18 protein-coding genes are annotated in these 21,587 nt (G+C 63.1%); 7 read left to right on the top strand and 11 right to left on the bottom strand.

Features of this window, described 5'->3' with window-relative positions:
* Window positions 1–55 precede the first annotated feature (55 nt).
* From ATN38_RS14210 to ssd, 4 genes are read right to left on the bottom strand one after another with little or no spacing between them, the layout of a single operon-like run.
* Window positions 56–640: a type II secretion system F family protein gene (locus ATN38_RS14210; RefSeq protein WP_037132615.1), complete on the bottom strand. Its 585-nt coding sequence runs from the start codon at window positions 638–640 to the stop codon at window positions 56–58.
* Window positions 637–1,425, bottom strand: coding sequence for a type II secretion system F family protein (locus ATN38_RS14205; RefSeq protein WP_042446714.1), 789 nt, complete (start codon window positions 1,423–1,425; stop codon window positions 637–639). Before ATN38_RS14205 ends, ATN38_RS14210 begins: the two co-directional genes overlap by 4 nt.
* Window positions 1,422–2,603, bottom strand: coding sequence for a TadA family conjugal transfer-associated ATPase (locus tag ATN38_RS14200; protein ID WP_003946116.1), 1,182 nt, complete (start codon window positions 2,601–2,603; stop codon window positions 1,422–1,424). The genes ATN38_RS14205 and ATN38_RS14200 overlap by 4 nt, the downstream gene beginning before the upstream one ends.
* Entirely contained in the window at window positions 2,600–3,694 is a 1,095-nt protein-coding gene (ssd, locus tag ATN38_RS14195) for a septum site-determining protein Ssd (RefSeq protein WP_003946126.1), read from the bottom strand. Before ssd ends, ATN38_RS14200 begins: the two co-directional genes overlap by 4 nt.
* A gap of 312 nt (window positions 3,695–4,006) precedes the next feature.
* Here ssd and ATN38_RS14190 point away from each other — a divergent pair, with 312 nt between their 5' ends.
* Complete coding sequence (locus ATN38_RS14190; RefSeq protein WP_003946123.1) at window positions 4,007–4,825, top strand: HAD-IB family hydrolase; 819 nt, start codon at window positions 4,007–4,009, stop codon at window positions 4,823–4,825.
* A gap of 391 nt (window positions 4,826–5,216) precedes the next feature.
* Here ATN38_RS14190 and ATN38_RS14185 read toward each other — a convergent pair whose 3' ends face one another.
* The 5 genes from ATN38_RS14185 to ATN38_RS14165 all read right to left on the bottom strand — a co-directional run bounded on the left by ATN38_RS14185 (window position 5,217) and on the right by ATN38_RS14165 (window position 11,370).
* Window positions 5,217–5,966: a hypothetical protein gene (locus ATN38_RS14185; RefSeq protein ID WP_020905979.1), complete on the bottom strand. Its 750-nt coding sequence runs from the start codon at window positions 5,964–5,966 to the stop codon at window positions 5,217–5,219.
* A gap of 56 nt (window positions 5,967–6,022) precedes the next feature.
* Complete coding sequence (locus tag ATN38_RS14180; RefSeq protein WP_218748148.1) at window positions 6,023–7,747, bottom strand: ABC transporter ATP-binding protein; 1,725 nt, start codon at window positions 7,745–7,747, stop codon at window positions 6,023–6,025.
* Window positions 7,748–7,752: 5 nt separating this feature from the next.
* Complete coding sequence (locus ATN38_RS14175) at window positions 7,753–8,709, bottom strand: ABC transporter permease (protein WP_003946092.1); 957 nt, start codon at window positions 8,707–8,709, stop codon at window positions 7,753–7,755.
* The gene (locus ATN38_RS14170) at window positions 8,702–9,628 is read right to left on the bottom strand and encodes an ABC transporter permease (protein ID WP_218748146.1); all 927 of its coding nucleotides are present in this window, start codon (window positions 9,626–9,628) and stop codon (window positions 8,702–8,704) included. Before ATN38_RS14170 ends, ATN38_RS14175 begins: the two co-directional genes overlap by 8 nt.
* Before the next feature lie 125 nt (window positions 9,629–9,753).
* A complete protein-coding gene (locus tag ATN38_RS14165) occupies window positions 9,754–11,370 on the bottom strand; it encodes an ABC transporter substrate-binding protein (protein ID WP_037132624.1) in 1,617 nt (538 codons plus the stop codon).
* 364 nt (window positions 11,371–11,734) lie between these two features.
* Here ATN38_RS14165 and acs point away from each other — a divergent pair, with 364 nt between their 5' ends.
* Window positions 11,735–13,666, top strand: coding sequence for an acetate--CoA ligase (gene acs, locus ATN38_RS14160; RefSeq protein WP_218748144.1), 1,932 nt, complete (start codon window positions 11,735–11,737; stop codon window positions 13,664–13,666).
* Window positions 13,667–13,702: 36 nt separating this feature from the next.
* On the opposite strand, the gene ATN38_RS14155 is transcribed toward acs, so the two are convergent.
* Window positions 13,703–14,128 (bottom strand): MarR family transcriptional regulator, encoded by a 426-nt coding sequence (locus ATN38_RS14155; RefSeq protein WP_125050245.1) that lies wholly within the window; start codon window positions 14,126–14,128, stop codon window positions 13,703–13,705.
* A 107-nt stretch (window positions 14,129–14,235) separates the two neighbouring features.
* On the opposite strand from ATN38_RS14155, the gene ATN38_RS14150 reads away from it, so the two are divergent.
* The 5 genes from ATN38_RS14150 to ATN38_RS14130 all read left to right on the top strand — a co-directional run bounded on the left by ATN38_RS14150 (window position 14,236) and on the right by ATN38_RS14130 (window position 20,006).
* The gene (locus tag ATN38_RS14150) at window positions 14,236–15,315 is read left to right on the top strand and encodes a substrate-binding domain-containing protein (RefSeq protein ID WP_218748142.1); all 1,080 of its coding nucleotides are present in this window, start codon (window positions 14,236–14,238) and stop codon (window positions 15,313–15,315) included.
* A 122-nt stretch (window positions 15,316–15,437) separates the two neighbouring features.
* Window positions 15,438–16,058 carry an AmiS/UreI family transporter gene (locus ATN38_RS14145; protein ID WP_218748140.1) on the top strand — a complete coding sequence of 207 codons (621 nt, stop codon included), beginning with the start codon at window positions 15,438–15,440 and terminating at the stop codon, window positions 16,056–16,058.
* 26 nt (window positions 16,059–16,084) lie between these two features.
* A complete protein-coding gene (locus tag ATN38_RS14140) occupies window positions 16,085–17,122 on the top strand; it encodes an aliphatic amidase (protein ID WP_003946093.1) in 1,038 nt (345 codons plus the stop codon).
* A gap of 10 nt (window positions 17,123–17,132) precedes the next feature.
* Complete coding sequence (locus ATN38_RS14135) at window positions 17,133–18,185, top strand: AAA family ATPase (RefSeq protein ID WP_218748139.1); 1,053 nt, start codon at window positions 17,133–17,135, stop codon at window positions 18,183–18,185.
* Between the two features lie 135 nt (window positions 18,186–18,320).
* Complete coding sequence (locus tag ATN38_RS14130) at window positions 18,321–20,006, top strand: cytosine permease (RefSeq protein ID WP_218681162.1); 1,686 nt, start codon at window positions 18,321–18,323, stop codon at window positions 20,004–20,006.
* Window positions 20,007–20,061: 55 nt separating this feature from the next.
* Here the strand turns inward: ATN38_RS14130 and ATN38_RS14125 are convergent, their stop codons facing one another.
* The gene (locus ATN38_RS14125; protein ID WP_020968263.1) at window positions 20,062–21,453 is read right to left on the bottom strand and encodes an MFS transporter; all 1,392 of its coding nucleotides are present in this window, start codon (window positions 21,451–21,453) and stop codon (window positions 20,062–20,064) included.
* Between the last annotated feature and the right edge of the window lie 134 nt (window positions 21,454–21,587).

Genomic DNA, 21,587 nt, shown 5'->3' with positions numbered 1-21,587 from the left:
TCAATCGAAACCTGTGGCAGCACTTCTGCCGCAGGAGCTTTCACTCGGATCCGGCTCACAGCAGGCCGTTACCGAGCACAGTCGTGGCAAGCCCGATCACCACCGGGACGATGCCCAAGGCGATGAACGCCGGCAGGAAACACAGCCCGAGTGGACCGCTGATCAGCACTCCCGCGCGTTCGGCTGCGGCGGCAGCAAGATCCTCGGCGTCACCTCGACTGCGCTCGGCGAGTTCGGCCATGGACGAGGACAGCGACGAACCCGAACGGGCAGAACGCCGAGCCATTCTGGCGAGCGCCTCGGTATCGGGATCGAGAGCGGCTTCGCTCCACGCGGCGTCCGGATCGGCACCGAGCGCCAGAAGGTCGGCGACGCGACGAAGCGAGTCGGCCATCGGTTTCGGTGCCGTCGACGCCATCGCTGTGATCGCGGCGGAGACGGGAAGCCCCGCTCGTAGGCAGGCCCCGAGAAGGTCGAGACTTGCGGCAACTGCGAGTGGATCCGGCTTGTCCGGGACTGAGACCGAATTTTCTGTTGTTGTGTCCGCGAAGAGAATTACTGCCGCCCTGGCCGAAGCACCGCGCCGAGCGGGAATGATCGCGAACGCCAACGCCATCATCGCCACGGATGCCCAACTCACGACGTGACCTTCGCAGTTATCCGGTCGGTCCAGAGCAGACCAGCTGAGACACAGGCGGTTCCGATCACCAGGAGCACGCCGCCGAGCCCACCTCCGAACAGCACGCGCAGCGGCGAAGCCCCCATCAATTGCCCGAGACCGATCCCCAACAGCGGGAGAAAGGCCAACACCGCAGCGGTCGCCCGAGCGCCCGCCAACCCGGCCTCGGTACGCTGACGAAAGCGTCTACGCCCCAACATGTCCGTCCGGACGGCGCCGAGTAGTTCCGCCAGTGCCAGCCCGTGTTGGTCGGCGACCCGCCAGACGGATCCGATGCGGGAGAACTCACGCTCGATGCACGAATCCGGTACCGCGAAGGCCGCTGCGGCAGAACCACCGAGACGCGCCCTGGCCCCAGCGGAACGGAATACGGCACTCACTTCTCCGGTACATTCCTCGCCTGCAACAGAACTGGCCGCTGCAGGATGCGCGCCGACGCTCAGCTCGGCGATCAGCACCTCCAGACCGGAGAGCAGCATCTTCTGTGAGAGATCCCGGGTTTCGGCTGCATTCGCGCGTCGGCCACGGAGGATCAGGGTCCCGGCGAGGACGACAGCCGCACACCCTGCCGGAAGACCTCCGAGGATCCACGCGGCCGAAATCGCGAGAAATGCGGCGACGAACTGCCACGGAATCTGCCGGGAGGACTTGCGGACGCTCGGGGTGTACGTGGCGAGCCGAGCACGTGAATCCCGCACCGGCGCAATCGAGACCGCCAACGCGAAGGCCAAGAGGGAAACCGTCACGTCCCGACCTCTCGATTGCGAAGCCGGAACATCCGCTCGAGCCGCTCACGACCCGAACCGCCGTCCGGCCACGCCTGCATGATTCGTACATACCCGTCCGCACCGCGGTCGATGACACCGATCTGTTCGAGACGCCTCGATCCGTCAGCCAATCTGTGCACGTGCAGGATCACTTGAACTGCCGCGGCAAGTTGACTGTGCAACGCGTGGCGATCCATACCGCCGAGCGCCGCCAACGCCTCGAGTCTGGCCGGCACCTCTTCGGGCGAATTGGCGTGAACGGTGCCGGCGCCGCCGTCGTGGCCGGTGTTCATCGCCGTGAGCAGATCAGTCACCTCTGCGCCGCGGACCTCACCGACGACGATGCGATCGGGACGCATTCGTAGTGCCTGCCGAACCAGATCGCGCACCGTCACCTCTCCGACGCCCTCGACGTTGGGAGCTCTGGCGACGAGGCGGACGACGTGTGGATGCGGCGGCGCCAGTTCGGCCGCGTCCTCGACACAGACGATTCGCTCGCGCGGGTCGACCGCGCCGAGCATGGCGGACAACAACGTGGTCTTTCCCGCACCGGTCCCGCCGATCACCAGAAAAGCCAAGCGACAAGAAATGATGCGATTGAGGAGCTCCCGCGCGTCCGGTTCCACGGCGCCGTGGGCGGACAGCGCGTCGAGACCCTGGGTCGCGGGCCGCAACACTCGCAGTGACACGCAGGTTCCACCCTGGGCCACGGGTGCGAGTACGGCATGAAGTCGTACCCCGAAGTGCCCGTCGCCGACGCCCCGCAGGCGGCCGTCGACCCACGGTTGGGCGTCGTCGAGGCGTCGACCTGCCGACAGTGCCAACCGCTGCGCCAGTCGACGCACGGCTGCCTCGTCGGTGAACCGGACCCCCGACCTTTCGAGGCCGACCCCGCGGTCCACCCAGACCTGATCCGGCGCGGTCACCAGTACGTCGGCGACCCCGGGTTCGTGCAGTAGAGGTTCGAGCGGCCCCGCGCCTGTCAGTTCCGTCTGGAGCACCCTGACGACCTCCAACAGATCCGTGTCCGCCAGAACGCCGGAGGACTCGGCTCGCACGGCATCGGCAACGGTGGCCGCCGTCGGCTCGGCGACCGACGACGCCGTCAATCGCTCGCGAACTCGGTCGAGCAGTTCGGCCGTGACCAACGCACTCATGCCGCAGCCCTGCGCGGGCGTGCGCCGGATTCGACGGCGTCGAGTACCGCTGTTGCCGCCACACTCAACGGACAACCGCGGGTCAATTCGAGGCCACCACGCTCGAGCATCGGCGCCAGCGATCGGTGGCCGCGCATCACGGCCGTCAGGGGCAGGCCGAGCATGTCTGCCACATCGGCGCCGCGTAGGCCTCCCGGTGCCGGCCCACGCACGACGAGACCGACGTTGGAGTTGTGTCGCACCACCCAGGCTCCGACCTTCTCGGCCGCGACGCATGCGGCCACGGTGGCCGGAACCACCACGAGCACCGAATCCGACATCTCCAACACGGCCTGACCTACCTCGCTGGGATGACGTGGCACGTCGCAGACCACGAGTCCGCCGGAACTGCGACCTGCGTCCAGCACGGCGCGAACGGCGGTCACTGTCGGACCGTCGATCTCCCGGCGACTGCTCGCCAGAACCCTCAGAAACTTTCCCTTCGCCGGCAGTGCATCGCGCAGCGCATCCGGGGACAACCGCCCGCCCTCGACGGTCAGTGCACCCCAACGTAATCCGGGAGCAGTCTCGATACCCAACAGCACGTCGGCGCCGGAACCGAGTGCGTCGACGTCCACCAACAGCGTCGGGACGTGACGTGCTGCCGACGTCAACGCGACTGCCGCAGCAGTTGCCGAGGCTCCGCCGCCACCACAACCACCCACCACGCTCACGACGGTGCCGTCACCACTGACGTCTACGTGGTCGGCCAGAACTGCGACCAGCGCGTTCTCTTCCTCGGGCAAGGACAGAACGCTGTCGGCTCCGATCGCGGTGGCGCTCTTCCAATCGTCGACGGTCGGTGTGCCGTCGCATACGAGGAACACTCGCGTTCGCTTGGGGGAACGAGCCAGAGCATCTCGCGCCGCCGACGCGTCCAGTACCACCGCCGAGGCCCGGTTCCACTGTTGCCGGGACACGGGATGTTCGGCCTCGTCCAGCCGGCGGTCCACCGCGGCAGCGACGCGTCGCACGCTCGCGAGGATTTTCGCGTCGTCGACGAGAACCAGAATGGGAGCCCCGGTTTCCTGAGAGCTGATCGTCGTGTTCATGACTGCAGAGCCTGAACGAGCACCGGCACCGAAAACAGTGGGCCGAACAACCCTGTGGACAACTGGGAAGTTGGGGAGAAACAGGGCTGAGACAGAGGACGACCCCCGCCAATGGGGGGAGGAGGCGGGGGCCGTCTGAGTTCAGCCCCGGGGGGTCGGGCTGAACTAGTTCGAACGAATCGAACAGCAACGATCTTACACCCGCCATCGGCGAGAAATGCAAGCCTGAGCTGCACTGAACTGCTGTTTTTCGCCGAAAGAGGACGCTTGCCGAAGAGCACACGAACCGCCTGTCGGACTATCCTCAATCCTGTGACCGACAAGCCTGCGAACGGACTGAATACCGGGCGGACAGCCGCTTTCTTCGATTTGGACAAAACGATCATCGCGAAGTCGAGCACCCTGGCGTTCAGCAAGCCATTCTTCGCACAGGGTCTGATCAATCGACGCTCGGTTCTCAAGAGCAGCTATGCGCAATTCCTGTTTCTACTGTCCGGCGCCGATCACGATCAGATGGAGCGCATGCGCGAGCATCTGACGGCGATGTGTGCGGGCTGGGACGTGGAACAGGTGAAGGCCGTCGTCGCGGAGACTCTGCACGACATCGTCGATCCACTCGTCTTCGCCGAGGCGGCCGATCTGATCGCAGATCACAAGCTGCGTGGACACGACGTCATCGTCGTGTCTGCTTCGGGTGAAGAGATCGTCGCACCGATCGCCCGCGCCCTCGGCGCCACCCATTCCGTCGCGACGTCGATGAGGGAGGAAGACGGCCACTACACCGGCGAGGTGGACTTCTACTGCTACGGCCCCGGCAAGGTCGAAGCCATGGAAAAACTCGCCGCGGAGTACGGTTACGACCTCGCCGCCAGTTACGCCTACTCCGACTCGGTGACGGATTTACCCATGCTCGAGGCTGTCGGACATCCGACCGCAGTCAACCCCGATCGAGCGTTGCGCAAGGAAGCGGCCGTAAACGGTTGGCCCATACTGACTTTCTCGAATCCGGTCTCACTTCGTGCCAGATTGTCGGCCCAGTCCACGACCACGGTGGCTACTACCGCTGCGGTGGGAATCGCAGCTCTGGTGGCCGGCGCCATGACCTTCGGGCTACTGCGCCGGAAACGCTGAAATCCAAGGCCCACAAACAAAAATTGGTACTTGCTGTGAGCCCGGACACAGGGTACAAAGGAGTTACGGAAGAACGGAAGGCCAGGAACGGCTCGGAAGAGAAGGACCGTTTCCCCAACCGAAATTCCTAGCACGGGCACTAGGGCACCCACGCGGAGCACAAGCCACTATAAGGGCAGAAGCGTTGTGGGCCTGCGAGATTCGTTCAATTTGAGCGAGGACCCCGCACCGGTTGCGGGGACGACCTCAGAAAGTGCGATCCCTCGCCGAGGCCACCCACACAACCCACCGAGCACGCTTGGTAACGAGTAGTCCGTGCTGACGGGCGGCGAAGTCGATTTATCGGCAGCGCCGCCCGTTCGTTATGTTCCGGCAGGGGCAATTTGCCGGACTATCCGGTAGCGGCGTCGGCAATCGAAGTCGCCTCTCGCGCACCGGCTTCGAGAGCACCGCAGCACAGAATCACCCAGCTGCCGACGCCCGCCGGATTTCCCGAAGCAAACCCCGCCGCGCCGTCCGTGTACGCCTGTGGCCGCCGAAGCCAACTGACCTCGGGGACCCCGAGATTGTGCGGATCCAGCCCCGACGAGACCGCAACCAGACGCGAGGCCGCGCGGGCGACGATGCCGTCAGCGGTGCCGAACGGGCTCAGCGCCAAGAGTTCTCCGTGTACGACGGCCGCCAGAACAGGTGCCGGTGCACTGGTTCCGCCTGTAACGAGTTGGGCGAGAGCGTCCAACCGCTCCCCCACTCCGCGATCCGACCGTGGCCGCCCCAGTTGATCTGCGTCCTCGACGAGATCCGCCGCGGCCAACAGGTGCAGCCGGGCCAAAGCCTGAAGTGGGGCGCGCTTCCACGTCGACTCCATGAGCGGAAGGCTGTCGCCGTCGAGAGCCTGAGCCACGCGCAGAGCACCCGCGAGAATCGGGTCACCGGCCATGCCCTCGGCCGGCAATTCGGTGGTGCCTCCGGCGAGCGATGCGGAGGCTCGCGCAGCGCGAACCGCGGCTTCGGCGGCAGTCGTGGGCCAACCGCGACGGTTGGTCTTGTGCCGATGAACCTCACCCAGAGCGTCGCGCGCATGATCGGCGGCGGCGCGTACGCCTGGAAGATCGACGAGGGGCTGCAAGGGGTCCGTCACGATCAACGACGGTACCCTTGCAGCCCCTCTGCGGACTTGCCTACCTACCTGTTGCGTCAGCTTCCCAGCTTGATGGACCCACCGGGAATCGCGTCGAGCAACTTGCGGGTGTAGTCCTGTTGCGGATTACCGAACACGTCGTCGATCGGTGCCGATTCGACGATCGAGCCACGCGACATCACCAACACGTTGTCCGCGATCTGACGAACCACGGCCAGGTCGTGCGTGATGAAGAGGTACGTCAACCCGAACTCTGCCTGCAGGTCGTTGAGCAGGGTCAAGATCTGATCCTGCACGAGCACGTCGAGAGCGGAGACCGCCTCGTCGCAGATCACGACCTCCGGTTGCAAGGCCAGTGCTCGCGCGATGGCGACGCGCTGACGTTGTCCACCGGAGAGTTCGTTCGGGAACCGACGCATGACCGACTGCGGTAGACCCACCTTGTCGAGAAGTTCGCGGACGCGAGCCTCACGCTCGGCTTTGGTCCCGACCTTGTGGGTACGCAGCGGCTCCTCGATCGTGCGGTAGATCGAGTACATCGGGTCGAGTGTGCCGTAGGGGTTCTGGAAGATCGGCTGCACTCGTCGACGGAACGCAAATGTTTCCTTCGCACCGAGCTTCGACACGTCCTGACCGTCGAAGACCACGTTGCCTGCAGTGGGCTCGAGCAGACCGAGGACCATCTGTGCGACCGTCGACTTACCGGAACCCGATTCACCGACGATCGCCGTCGTGGTTCCGCGGCGGACCTTGAAGGACACGTCGTTCACGGCTGTGAAGTCGGTGGTCTTGCGGAAACCCTTGCGCAGCTTGAACACCTTGGTCAGATGATCGACGACAAGAACGTCGTCGGTCGCCTTGCCGAAGGACTCTGCCGCAGTTTCCTCGGCCTTGACTGCTTCGGCGACCTCTTCCGCCAGTTCTCGAATCTCGGCGCGCACCACCGACGAGCTGAGTCGCTTCGACGCCAACGACGGCGCAGCAGCGACCAGCTTCTGCGTGTACGGATGCTGTGGACGCTTCAGAATCTCCAGTGCCGGACCGGATTCGACGATACGACCCTTGCTCATCACGATCAGATGCTCGGCGCGCTCGGCGGCCAGGCCCAGATCGTGAGTGATGAGAAGAACGGCGGTGCCGAGTTCCGTAGTCAGACCGTCGAGGTGGTCGAGGATCTGACGCTGGACGGTGACGTCGAGCGCCGACGTCGGCTCGTCCGCGATCAGGAGTTTCGGACGAGCGGACAACCCGATCGCGATGAGTGCGCGCTGACGCATACCGCCCGAGAACTCGTGCGGGTACTGTCCCAACCGACTCTCGGCTTCGGCGAGGCCGGCCTCCTCGAGCAGTTCGGCGGCCCTAACCTTGGCTGCCTTGCCCTTGGCAATTCCGTTGGCGGCCAGAGCTTCCTCGATCTGGAAGCCCACTTTCCACACGGGATTCAGATTCGACATCGGGTCCTGCGGAACCAAACCGATCTGGCTGCCCCGGATGTGGACGAAGTCCTTCTCCGAAAGTTTCGAGATGTCCTTGCCGTCGAAGATGATCTCGCCTGCCGTCACCTTGCCGGTGCCGGGAAGCAGATTGATGATCGAGTGCGCGGTGGTGGATTTACCGGAGCCCGATTCGCCCACGATGGCGACCGTCTGACCCGGATACACGGTCAGGCTGACGCCTCGAACTGCCGGAACCGGACCGGAATTGGACTGGAACGACACCTCGAGATCACGAATCTCGAGCAACGGAGTTTCCTCCGAGGTGAGAGTTTCCTTGGTGGTCATCGTGCTCACCGCTTCCGCGACTTGGGATCGAGGGCGTCGCGCAGAGCGTCACCCATCATGATGAATCCGAGGACGGTGATCGCCAAAGCCGTTGCCGGGTAGAACAGAATGGTCGATCCCTGACGCAGCGTCACCTGAGCGTTGCTGATGTCGCCGCCCCACGAAACCTCGGTGGACGGAAGTCCGATACCGAGGAAGGACAGCGTCGCCTCGGCGACGATGTACGTGCCGAGCGAGATGGTGGCCACCACGATGATGGGCGCCAACGAGTTCGGGATGACGTGGCGGATCAGTGTCTTGAGCTTCGAGACACCCAACGCTTCCGAAGCCATGACGTAGTCGTTGTTCTTCGCCGAGATCACCGCGCCTCGAGCAATTCGTGCCATCTGCGGCCAACCGAAGAGTGCCAGGACGCCGACGACGGTCCAGATGGTGCGATCGGTGAACAGCTGCATCAGAACGATGGCAGCGAGGATCAGCGGGATACCGAAGAAGATGTCGGCGACGCGGGAGAGAATCGAATCGGTCCAGCCGCCGTAGAACCCGGACAGTGCACCGAAGATCACTCCGATCACCAGCACCGACGCCGTGACGCCGACGCCCACGAGTACGGATGCGCGAGCACCGTAGATGGTGCGCGAGTACACGTCACAGCCCTGGCGGTCGAAACCGAACCAGTGGCCGGAGGTCGGTCCCTGCATGCTGTAGGTGAGGTCGCAGAACCGCGGATCGGTACTCGTGAACAAGCCCGGAAACGCTGCGATGACGATGACCGCGAGGATGATGATCGTCGAGATGATGAACAGGGGGCGCTTGCGCAGATCGCGCCACGCGTCGGTCCACATACTCGTCGGCGCCTGATCGAGTTTGACGGCGTCCGTCTCCCCCGGTGCCGCAACTTCGGGCGGTGCCACGAAATGACTTTGCCGGACGGCGCGTCCGGTCTTCACGGTCTCAGACATAGCGGATCCTCGGATCGAGCGCGGCGTACAAGAGGTCGACGAGCAGATTTGCGATCAGGTAGATCACGATGAGAATGGTGACGAATGAAACCACCGTCGGCGCTTCACCTCTGGTCACGGCCTGGTAGATCGTGCCGCCGACGCCGTTGATGTTGAAGATGCCCTCGGTGACGATGGCGCCGCCCATCAACGTTGCGAGGTCGGCGCCCAGGAACGTGACCACGGGGATCAGCGAGTTGCGCAACACGTGCACGCGAACCACTCGTCCACGGGAAAGTCCCTTGGCGGTGGCAGTGCGCACGTAGTCGGCACTCAGGTTCTCCGCCACGGACGTTCGGGTCAGTCGCAGGACGTACGCGAACGAGACCGAACCCAGAACCAGGGCGGGGAGCAGGAGATTCTTGAAGCTGGTGTTGCCACCGACCGTCGGCGGGACGATGCCCCATTTGACGCCGATGAAGAACTGAGCCAGGAAGCCGATCACGAAGATCGGGATGGCGATGAGAACGAGGCTGAACAGCAGGACGGTGCTGTCGAAGAATCCGCCCTTACGCAGGCCGGCGATGAGGCCGAAGCCGACACCGAAGACGGTCTCGACGATCAGTGCCATGAAGGCAAGTTTCATCGTGATCGGAAATGCCTGTGCCAGAACTTCACTGACAGGTCGTCCGGAGAACGACGTGCCGAAGTCCAGCGTGAAGATGCCCTTCAGGTACAGCAGGTACTGCTGATAGAAGGGGAGATCGAGGTGGTAGCGCTCCCGAAGCTGTGCTGCCACAGCCGGACTGAGCGCCTTGTCGCCCGCCAACGCGGCAAGCGGATCACCGGGAAGCAGGAAGACCATGGCGTAGATCAGAAGAGTGGCCCCGAGAAAAACCGGGATCATTTGAAGCACTCGGCGACCGATGTACCAGAGCATCGGATCACCTCCTTGTCGATGATCGTGTACGTCAGCGGACAGTCCGGTGTGAACACGAGTTCGGGACGGCAGGCAGGGCGCCTGCCGCCCCGAACTCACGTTTCAGATGCGGATCGTTCTACGCGTCAGTTCTTTTCGATGTCTTCGTAGACCGGAATGCCGTTCCAGCTGATGGTCACGTTGGAAACGTTCTCCGACCATCCACTGGCTGCGTTGCGGTACCACGTCGGAATTGCAGGCAGGTCCTTGAGCAGCACTTCCTGAGCCTGATCGAGCAGTTCCTGAGCCTTCGCCTTGTCCGTCTGGCCGGCCGATTCGCGCAGGAGGCGGTCGAACTCGGGGTTGGAGTACTCACCGTCGTTGGAGCTGCCGCCGGTCTGGTAGTTCTGCGCCAGGAAGCCGTACTGCTGCGGGTAGTCACCCTGCCAGCCGGAGCGGAACGCGCTCTGGATGGTGCGGTCGGTGGCTTCAGTGCGGATCTGCGCAAAGGTGGCGTACTGCTTGCCCTTTGCGTCGATGCCGAGCGTGTTGCGGATGCTGTTCGCCGTGGCGTCGACCCATTCCTGGTGTCCGCCGTCGGAGTTGTATCCGATCTCGAAGCTGCCGGACCACGGAGCGATGGCGTCGGCCTTGGCCCAAGCGGCCTTGGCTGCCTCGGGGTCGAACTTCAGGTTGCCGTTACCGGTCAGCGAGTCGTTCCAACCCTCGATTGCGGGGCTGGTGAAGTCGAGTGCAGGCGTCCTGGTCTTGTTGAAGATCTGCTGCGTGATCTGATCGCGGTTGATCGCCATCGAGATCGCCTGACGGCGGAGCATGCCCTCTTCACCACTGAAGTGCGCCAGGCGCCCCGGGATCGTGAACGTCTCGATGGTTGCCGACGGCTGGTTGACCGTGCGACCGGCAAGATCCGACTCGAAGGTCGTGACCGCGCTCGGCGGGACCTGGTCGAGAACGTCGACGTTGTTGGCGAGGAGATCCGTGTACGCCGTGTCGAGGCTGTTGTACATGATGAAGTCGACGCCGGCGTTCTTCGGCTTGCGGTTGCCGTTGTAGTCCGGGTTCACGACCGTGTCGATGCGGACGTTGTGCTGCCACGCGCCGGCGCCGTCGAGCTTGTACGGGCCGTTGCCGACCGGGTTCTCGCCGAATGCGGTCATGTCCTTGAACGCGACCTCGGGCAGCGGGTAGTACGCCGTGAAACCGAGGCGATCGGGGAACGCCGACTCGGGCTGCTTGAGTTCGATGGTGAAGGTGGAGTCGTCCACAACCTTCAGACCCGACATCGTCTGAGCCGTCGGAACCTCGGCGGCAACTTCGTCGTAGCCCTTGATCGGATCGAAGAACGATGCCTGGATCTGGGCGTTGGTGGAGAGGGCTCCGAAGTTCCACGCGTCGACGAACGACTTCGCGGTGACGGGGGTGCCGTCCGTGAAGGTCCAACCGTCCTTGAGCTTGACGGTGAAGTTCTGACCGTCGGTGCTCTCGATGGACTCGGCAACCTCGTTCTCCGTGCCACCGTCGGCGGTGTACGAAACGAGACCGGCGAACAGGGAGTCGAGGACGCGGCCGCCCTGGTTCTCACTCGTGTTCGTGGGAATCAACGGGTTCTGGGGCTCGCCCGCCCAGGCGTTGACGACACCGCTGGACGATCCGCCCGACGAATCGCCGGACGAACATGCCGTGATCAGCACTGCCGTCATTCCGAGCGCGACCGCGCCGGTCGCTATGCGTGAGATACGCAAAGGAATTCCTTCCACATCTAAGTGACCCCGAGCATGCTCGCGGCCTGCCGACAGCCGTAACTGCCGGCGTCGTGTCGCCTACAACTGAAAGTGAACGTGACTTCGAGTTGTGGTCGAATAATGGTTTGACAATAGACACATCCGACGCGGGGCGCGCATCGCACCCATTGTCCGCAATTCCGAGGGAAATCTGTCCGCGCCCATTCACTCGTCGGCGGAAGCGACCACCCGTCGCATCAATTCGACCGATCGTCGCAGGACAACGGGTTGCAACGTGATGCAACGGTGCGTTTACGCGAGCTTGTGACTACCCTCACACGGAGTCAGAAAAGTGTCGATCAAAGTGGAAAGAAGGCCGTCAGCCATGACAAGCGCAGCCGAAACAGACGTCCCCCAGGCATATCCGCCGAGCGCAGAGTTCGCTGCGGCCGCCAATGCGGGACCGGAGTTGCAGGCTGCCGCAGATACCGACCGCCTCGCTTTCTGGGCGAATCAGGCTGAGCGCCTTCACTGGCACGAGAAATGGACCGACGTCCTCGACTGGACCGACGCCCCCGTCGCCAAGTGGTTCGTCGGCGGAAAACTCAACGTCGCCTACAACTGCGTCGACCGCCACGTCCTCGCCGGCAACGGCGACCGCGTCGCCATTCACTTCGAAGGCGAACCAGGCGATTCCCGCGACCTGACCTACAACGACCTCCTCGCCGAAGTCAGCCGCGCCGCAAATACTTTCACCGACCTCGGCCTCGTCGCCGGTGACCGCGTAGCGATCTACATGCCGATGATCCCCGAAGCGATCGTCACCATGCTCGCCTGCGCCCGCCTCGGCCTGACCCACTCGGTCGTCTTTGCCGGATTCTCCGCCACCGCCCTACGGTCACGCATCGACGACGCCCAAGCCAAACTCGTCGTCACCGTCGACGGCCAGTGGCGACGCGGCGCCGCAGCACCCATCAAAACAGCGGTCGACGAATCCGTCGCCGGCGCCGAATCCGTCCAGAACGTGTTGGTGGTCAACCGGACCGGCATCGACGTCGAGTGGACCGACGGCCGCGACCTGTGGTGGCACGAAACCGTCGCACAGGCCTCACCCGAGCACGAGGCGCAGGCCTTCGACGCCGAACATCCCCTGTTCATTCTCTACACTTCCGGCACCACCGGAAAGCCCAAGGGCATCATCCACACCTCCGGCGGCTACCTCACCCAGGCCTCGTACACCCACCACAACGTCTTCGATCACAAAGCGGGACAAGACGTCTACTGGTGCACCGCCGACATCGGCTGGGTCACCGGACACTCCTACATCGTCTACGGACCCCTCTCGAACGGCGTCACCCAGGTCGTCTACGAAGGCACCCCCAACTCCCCGAACGAGCACCGCCACTTCGACATCATCGAGAAGTACGGCGTCTCCATCTACTACACCGCCCCCACCCTCGTGCGGACGTTCATGAAGTGGGGCCGGGAAATCCCCGACGCCCACGACTTGTCTTCGATCCGTTTGCTCGGATCTGTGGGCGAGCCCATCAACCCCGAAGCGTGGCGCTGGTTCCGCGACGTCATCGGCGGCAACAAGGCCCCCATCGTCGACACCTGGTGGCAGACCGAGACCGGCGCGATCATGATTTCCCCGCTGCCCGGTATCACCGCCACCAAGCCCGGATCCGCGATGGCACCGCTGCCCGGTATCTCCGCCAAGATCGTCGACGACGACGCCAAGCCCCTCGGCCCCGGCGGCAACGGCTACCTCGTCCTCGACGAGCCGTGGCCGGCGATGCTCCGCGGCATCTGGGGCGACATGGACCGCTACCGCGACACCTACTGGTCCCGCTACGCCGAAGAAGGCTGGTACTTCGCCGGTGACGGCGCCAAGTACGACGACGACGGCGCACTCTGGGTCCTCGGCCGCGTCGACGACGTCATGAACGTCTCCGGTCACCGCATCTCCACCTCCGAAGTGGAATCAGCACTGGTGAACCATCACGGAGTCGCCGAAGCCGCCGTCGTCGGTGCCGCCGACGAGACCACCGGACAGGGCATCGTCGCGTTCGTCATCCTCCGTGAAGGCGTCGAGAACACCGGCGACGTCCTCATCGCCGAACTCAAGGCTCAGGTCTCCACCGACATCAGCCCCATCGCCAAACCGCGTCAGATCACGATCGTGCCGGAACTGCCGAAGACCCGGTCCGGCAAGATCATGCGCCGCCTCCTGCGCGACGTCGCCGAAGGCCGCGACCTCGGAGACACCTCGACCCTGGTCGACCCCAAGGTATTCGACGCCATCCGCGGCAAGTAGGGCCTTCGGCCCCGTGCGCCTTTTTGGTAGTCCCCACTACCGGAAAGGCGCACAGGGGCGGAGCCCCTCTCGCAACTTCACTTCCTCTTTCGGTGTCAGCCAGGACTCCTCGGCCACGCGAATGTCTGCGGCAACCCGCTTGTGCAAGGACTTTCCGCGCGAGGAGAGAAACACGCGTACCTTCCGGCGATCGTCCTCACCGACCTCGCGGTAGATCAGCGCAAGCGAGACCAACTTGTCCGCAACTCGCGTCAGCGTCGGAGCCGGTGTTCCCGTCCGATCGCGCAGCTCAGCCATCGTCAGCCCCTCGGTCGACGCCAGGGCTTCGAGCGTCATCCAGTGATCGAGAGTGAGATTCTCAGCCGCCAGCGCCTTCTCCGCTGCTGCCGCGGCCATTCGAGCCGCTCGGACCAGCGCGGTCGTCAGCGACGCATCAAGAATTCCGGAGTCACTTTTTCCCACTGATCGCTCCCCCGCTGTTGCGTACTTCACACTTCTCGGGCAATACTTTCAAATGAAATGATAGTAACCCAGGCCAGGCCGCTGACTTCCGATTCCGGCGGCGACGCATGAGCGCTACCGGCGCGCTCGAACGCGCGCGCAGCGCCGTGTGGCGCCTGGGCATGGTGGTTCCCCTCCAGGGACCGGCCGGACTGTTCGGCCCCTCCTGCGAAGCAATCAGCGAATTGGCCGCCCGCGACCTCAACAAATCCGGTGGCGTACTGGGACGCGAAGTCCAGATCGAAGTGATCGACGGCGGCGCTTCGCCGGGCGTCGTCGCAGCCCGCGTGCAACAGCTACTCGACGCCGGCGACATCGACGCCGTCAGCGGTTGGCACATCTCCTCTGTCCGCCACGCTCTTGCACCGGTGGTCGCAGGCCGTATTCCGTACTCGTACACCTCGCTCTACGAGGGCGGCGAGGTCAGATCCGGCATCTACTGTTCAGGCGAAACACCACGACAGCAGATCGCGCCGGCACTGAAGTGGCTGCGCGACAACGTCGGAGCGCGCAAGTGGTTCGTCGTCGGCGACGACTACATCTGGCCTCACAGCTCGCTCGGGGCCGTGAGGCAATTCGCCACCGAACTCGACCTCACCCTGGTCGGCGGTTCGTTTGTCGACCTCGGGCGCGGAAACATGAAGCAGTTGGTCGAGACCGTCTCGAACTCCGGTTGCGACGGCGTGATCATGCTCCTCGTCGGCCAGGACGCCGTCGATTTCAACCGCGCCTTCGCCCGCCGCGGCCTCGACGAGTCGATGATCCGGTTCAGCCCGTTGATGGAAGAGAACATGCTGCTCGCGAGCGGGCCGAGGGCAACCCGCAACCTGTTTGCCTCCGCCGCGTACTTCCGTTCGATGGTCGACGGCAACTCCATGGATCTTCTCGGGCGCTACGTTGCACTGCACGGCGCGCACGCTCCGGCGCTGAACAATGCCGCCGAATCGTGTTACGAAGGGATACATACCCTTTCGGCCCTGGTTCGACGCGCCGACAGCACACATCCGCGTGACCTGGACGCCGTCGTCGAGGGTGCCGCGTACGACGGGCCTCGCGGAACCGTCGAGTTTCGTGATCGTGTTGCACGGCAGAAGATTCAGCTCGCCGTCGCCGACGGACTCGACTTCTCGATCATCGCAACGCTCTGAGGTTTTCCCTGAGATCTCCCTCTTGACTTCTGTGGCGCGCATCACTTAGTTTCATTTGGAATCATTTCATTTGAAAGTAACCCGTCCCGAAGTAACCGTCCCGAAGTAACCGGAGGTGCCCGATGGGCAGTGTTGGTTTGCTTTACGTGGGAGCCGTCCTCTTCGTCAACGGACTGATGCTGCTCGGCACAGTTCCCGTTCGATCCGCCTCGGTCCTCAACCTCTTCGTCGGCGCACTTCAATGCGTCGTCCCCACCGTCATGTTGATTCAGGCTCAGGGAGATTCGAGTGCCGTCCTGGCGGCCTCAGGGCTCTACCTGTTCGGATTCACCTATCTCTACGTGGGCATCAGCAATCTCGCCGGCTTCGAGCCGGAAGGAATCGGGTGGTTCTCGCTGTTCGTCGCGTGCTCCGCGCTCGTGTACTCCTTCCTCTCTTTCACAGTGAGCAACGACCCCGTCTTCGGGGTCATCTGGCTCGCATGGGCAGCGCTGTGGACGCTGTTCTTCCTGGTACTCGGGCTCGGCCGCGAGAATCTCAGTCGCTTCACCGGCTGGGCAGCGGTCCTTCTGAGCCAGCCCACGTGCACGGTCCCCGCATTTCTGATCCTGACCGACAACTTCCACACCACACCCGCCGTCGCGGCCGGTTGGGCCGGAGCGCTTCTGGTTCTCCTGGGCCTGGCCAAGATCCTCGCTGCACCCAAAACCGCAGTACCCCAATCCCGTCCAGTCTTCAACTGATCGACACAACCAAGGAGTGAAAGACAATGCGACACGGTGACATCTCCTCGAGCAACGACACGGTCGGCGTAGCAGTGGTCAACTACAAGATGCCCCGCCTGCACGATCGCGCCGGCGTCCTCGAGAACGCGCGCAAGATCGCCGACATGATGATCGGCATGAAGACCGGCCTCCCCGGAATGGATCTGGTGGTCTTCCCCGAATACTCCACGCAGGGAATCATGTACAACGAAGAGGAGATGTACGCGACAGCAGCCACCATCCCGGGCGACGAGACCGCGATCTTCTCCGCAGCGTGCCGCGAAGCCGACACGTGGGGAATCTTCTCCATCACCGGCGAACAGCACGAAGACCACCCGAACAAGCCCCCGTACAACACGTTGATCCTCATCGACAACAAGGGCGAGATCGTTCAGAGGTACCGAAAGATCCTGCCCTGGTGCCCCATCGAAGGGTGGTACCCGGGAGACACGACGTATGTCACCGAAGGCCCGAAGGGGCTGAAGATCTCGCTCATCATCTGCGACGACGGCAACTACCCGGAGATCTGGCGCGACTGCGCGATGAAGGGTGCAGAACTGATCGTCCGTTGCCAGGGATACATGTACCCCGCCAAGGACCAGCAGGTGATGATGTCCAAGGCAATGGCCTGGGCCAACAATTGTTATGTGGCAGTTGCCAATGCGGCCGGATTCGACGGCGTCTACTCCTACTTCGGACACTCCGCGATCATCGGATTCGACGGCCGGACGCTGGGTGAAACCGGCGAAGAAGAATACGGAATCCAGTACGCGCAGCTTTCCGTCTCAGCCATTCGCGACGCACGCGAGAACGATCAGTCCCAGAACCACATCTTCAAACTCCTCCATCGCGGCTACTCCGGTGTCCACGCAGCAGGTGACGGAGACAAGGGCGTCGCGGACTGCCCGTTCGAGTTCTACAAGCTGTGGGTCACCGACGCCCAGAAGGCTCAGGAACGCGTCGAGGCCATCACCCGAGACACAGTGGGTGTAGCGGATTGTCGCGTCGGAAACCTGCCGGTCGAGAAGACAATCGAAGCGTAAGGATCTCACTGTGCCTTATATCACCGACATGCTCCATGACCGGAACAGTGCAGCACCACCGGCCGAGGAACGAACCGAACCCGTACCGGTCGGGGCCTTCGACGCTCGCAAGCTCTCGAAAGCCCTGAGTTCCAAGATCGTCGGACAACAGGCCGCCGTCGACGCAGTGGTTCGTGCGATTTCGATCGCGCATGTCGGTGCCACGGATCCGACGCGTCCGCTCGCAAACATCCTTCTCGTTGGCCCGACCGGCGTCGGCAAGACGGAATTGGTGCGGCGCGTGGCCGCAGAACTACGGTCAGGACCCGATGATCTGTGCCGCATCGACATGAATGCTCTTGCGCAAGAGCATTATGCGGCGTCGTTCTCCGGGGCTCCACCTGGATATGCCGGTAGCAAGGAGTCCTTCACGCTGTTCGACAAGAACACCGTCGAGGGCGATCCGTACACCCCCGGAATCGTCCTGTTCGACGAAGTGGAGAAGGCCGACCCCACCGTGCTGCGTGCGCTCCTGCAGGTCCTCGACAACGGCGAACTCCGGTTGGCGAACGGTCAGCAGAAGATCTCGTTCCGCAACAGCTACGTGTTCCTGACCTCGAATCTCGGCTCTGCTGCGATGGCAGAACGTCGGCGATCTCACCTGCGGCAGCTCGCCGATCGCGTCCGGATCGATCGACCGCGCCATGGTCATCATCTGGTGCAACGCGCGTTGGAGAAGTTCTTCGACCCCGAATTCTTCAACCGCATCGACGAAACCGTGATCCTCGACGAGTTCGACGAACAGACCGCGGAACAAGTGACCCGTCTCGAGATCGAACTGATCACGACTCGGTTGGCCAGGAGAGGCATCGACGTCGAGGTGGAGGACAGCGCCGTCGCCCTGTTGCAACGGCGCGGGTTCGACCCGGTGTACGGAGCACGTGGCCTGCGCCGGACCATCCGGAACGTCTTGGCCGACCCGGTGGCCGCCGCCGTTCTCGACCTTCGGCCGGTCGGGACGCAACCACTCGCCTTGCAGGCGCGGGCAGTTGGTGATCAGATACAGGTAAAGAAAGTCCCATGAGTGCTCGCTCACGTTGCGGATCGAATCCGCAACGTGGGCGACACATTTCAAACATGTCCGCGTAACGCCACCTCCCTAGGTTGGGTGCCTGCACCACAAAGTGCACATGCACAGGCACCCAGGGGAAGTGACGTCATGACAGCAGTGAACGAGCAGGTGTCCGCCGGCGCACCGGACAGGGCAGATCTCGGTGAGAACGCCGCACTGAAGGAGACGCTGGAGGACTACACCCTCCGATTTGCGCCACGCAGCTACCGCAAATGGGGAACCGGCGTCGTCGCGACCTCCGCGCTCGGCGGAATCGCGTATCTCGCAGACTTCTCGATCGGCGCCAACATCGGCATCTCGTACGGCACCGGTAACGCACTTCTGGGCATCGCCGTGTTTGCCGTCGTCATCATGGCGACCGGCTTCCCACTCGCCTACTATGCCGCGCGATACAATATCGACCTCGATTTGATCACTCGCGGAAGCGGTTTCGGCTACTACGGCTCGGTGGTCACCAACGTCATCTTCGCGACGTTCACCTTCATCTTCTTCGCGCTCGAAGGTTCCATCATGGCCCAGGGTTTGAAACTGGGGCTCGGAATCCCACTCTCGATCGGGTACGCGGTTTCGACACTGATGGTCATCCCACTGGTCATTTACGGCATGAAGGCCCTGGCAAAGCTCCAGGTGTGGACGACGCCCTTGTGGCTCGTCATGATGGTGCTGCCGTTCCTGTATCTGCTGTTCAAGCACCCTGATTCGGTGAGCGCGTTCTTCGCCTTCGGCGGTGAGGACGGCGCAAACGGCAAGGGCGTCAACTTCGGATCGGTGATGCTGGCCGCGGGTGTCTGCTTGTCGCTGATCGCACAGATCGCCGAGCAGATCGACTACCTACGCTTCATGCCGCCCAAGACGCCGGAGAACACCCGTCGTTGGTGGGCTGCAGTAATTCTCGCGGGGCCCGGCTGGGTCATCTTCGGCGCGTTCAAGCAGATCGTCGGACTGTTCCTCGCTGTGTACATCATCGCGAACGTCGTCGACGGATCTTCGATCGCCAACCAGCCCGTGCACCAGTTCCTCGAGATCTACCAGGACATGATGCCGCACTGGCTGGCCATGACGCTGGCCGTGATCCTCGTGGTCATCAGCCAGATCAAGATCAACGTCACCAACGCGTACTCCGGCTCACTGGCCTGGACCAACTCGTACACCCGCGTCACCAAGACCTACCCCGGACGCATGGTCTTCGTTCTGGTCAACCTGGCGATCGCACTGATCTTGATGGAAGCCAACATGTTCGACTTCCTCAACACGATCCTGGGCTTCTACGCCAACTGCGGTATCGCCTGGGTCGTGGTCGTCGCCTCGGACATCGCGATCAACAAGTACTGGTTGAAGCTCTCCCCGAAAGTCCCCGAGTTCCGACGCGGGATGCTCTACGACGTCAACCCCGTCGGCTTCGTGTCGATGCTGCTGGCCGCGGGCATTTCGATCCTGGCGTTCTTCGGTGCTTTCGGTTCGGCGATCAAGCCGTTCTCCCCGATCGTCGCAATCGTCATCGCGCTGGTGATGCCGCCGGTCCTGGCCGTCGCCACCAAGGGAAAGTACTACCTACGACGCACCGACGACGGCATCGATCTGCCAATGTTCGACGAGTACGGGAACCCTTCCGGTGAAACGCTTCTGTGCTGCGTCAGCGGAATCGAATTCGAGCGTCCCGACATGCTCGCGTCGAACGTTCCCGGCCCGAACGGCGAGAAGCAGTACATCAGCTCCCTGGCCTTGAGCACCGACAAGACCGGTGAGCACGTCCTGCCTGCTCAGCTTCCCTGACAACTGCTGTGCGCCTTTATTAACCGCCGGGGGTTAATAAAGGCGCACAGCAGGGTTATGCCCCTACATCGTCGAGCGACTCACCCTTCGTCTCACGCATGACCAGCAGCGCGACAAAAGTCAGCGTCGCCGCTACGAGAAGATAGATGCCGACCCAACCGACGCCGTAGTTCTTCGCGAGGTAGACGGCGATGAACGGCGCCACCGCTGCGCCCAGAATACTGGCCGTGTTGTACGCGATTCCCGAGCCCGTGTAGCGGACGTTGGTCGGGAAGAGTTCCGGGAGAACGGCACTCATCGGTCCGAAGGTCAGGCCCATGAGCAGCATGCCCACGATGAGGAACGCCAACATACGACCGTCGTTCATTCCGTCCGGTTCGAGGAACACGCCGAAGGTCAAGCCGAACACCATGATCAGGCCGGTGATGATCAGCAGTGTGATACGACGCCCGTAGCGGTCGGCGAGCCAACCCGAGACCGGCACGGCAGCAGCGAAGAAAACGACTGCGATGAGCTGCAGGACAAGGAAATCGGTGTACTTGAAGCCTGCGCCGGTTCCGCCGTCGGCCGCCGTCTTGCCGGTTCCGTGGCTGAGAACCCAGGTGGTCATGATGTAGAAGAGCGTGTACGTCGCGAGCATCACGAACGTACCGATGATCAGCTGACGCCAACTGGTCTTGAACACCTCGGCCACCGGGGTCTTGACCTTCTCGCCGCGCTCGACTGCACGCGCGAACACCGGGGTTTCCTCGAGCTTGAGCCGGACGTACAGGCCGATCATCACCATGATTGCGCTGAGCAGGAACGGAATTCGCCATCCCCAACTCAGGAAGGCACCCTCGAGGTCCGGGCTGGAATTGTCGTGGTTCATGAACAGCGTGATGATCAGGAACAGTCCGTTGGCCATGAAGAAGCCGATGGGCGCACCGAGTTGCGGCCACATCGCCGCCCAGGCCCGCTTGCCTTCCTTGGCTGTCTCGGTCGCGAGCAGCGCCGCACCCGACCATTCGCCGCCGAGCCCGAGACCCTGGCAGAAACGCATGAGCGCCAACAACGCCGGGGCCAGCAGTCCGATCTGGTGATAGGTCGGCAGTAGTCCGATGAGGAAGGTCGCGATGCCCATCGTCAGCAACGAGCCGACCAGAGTTGCCTTGCGTCCGACGCGGTCACCGAAGTGCCCGAAGAGAATCGAACCGAGGGGACGGGCGACGAACGCGAGTCCGAACGTCGCCAACGACGCGAGAAGCGCGGTGGTGTCGTTGCCCTTCGGGAAGAACAGGTGCGGGAACACCGATACTGCCGCTGTTGCATAGATGTAGAAGTCGTAGAACTCGATGGACGTACCCACCATGCTGGCGACCACGATTCGGCTGCGCGGCACTCCGGCGACGGTATCTGCGTCGCCGCCCTCCGGCTTGGGTGGATTCTCACTGACTGACGTGCTCAAAACATGCTCCTGCGCCGTTATACGAAAGATGTCCAATTGGTGGGATAGTGTCCCAATCAGTAGGAATTGAACACCCGCGGGGTTTTCCGACGCAAATTCGGTTCGCGAATTCGGCTCAGCGGGCAATCCGCGAT

The organism is Rhodococcus sp. FH8 (genome assembly GCF_019266085.1).
In the GTDB taxonomy this organism is placed as follows: domain Bacteria; phylum Actinomycetota; class Actinomycetes; order Mycobacteriales; family Mycobacteriaceae; genus Rhodococcus_F; species Rhodococcus_F qingshengii.
The sequence above is the reverse complement of the archived record's forward strand: the minus strand, read 5'-3'. Positions and strand labels throughout refer to the sequence as shown.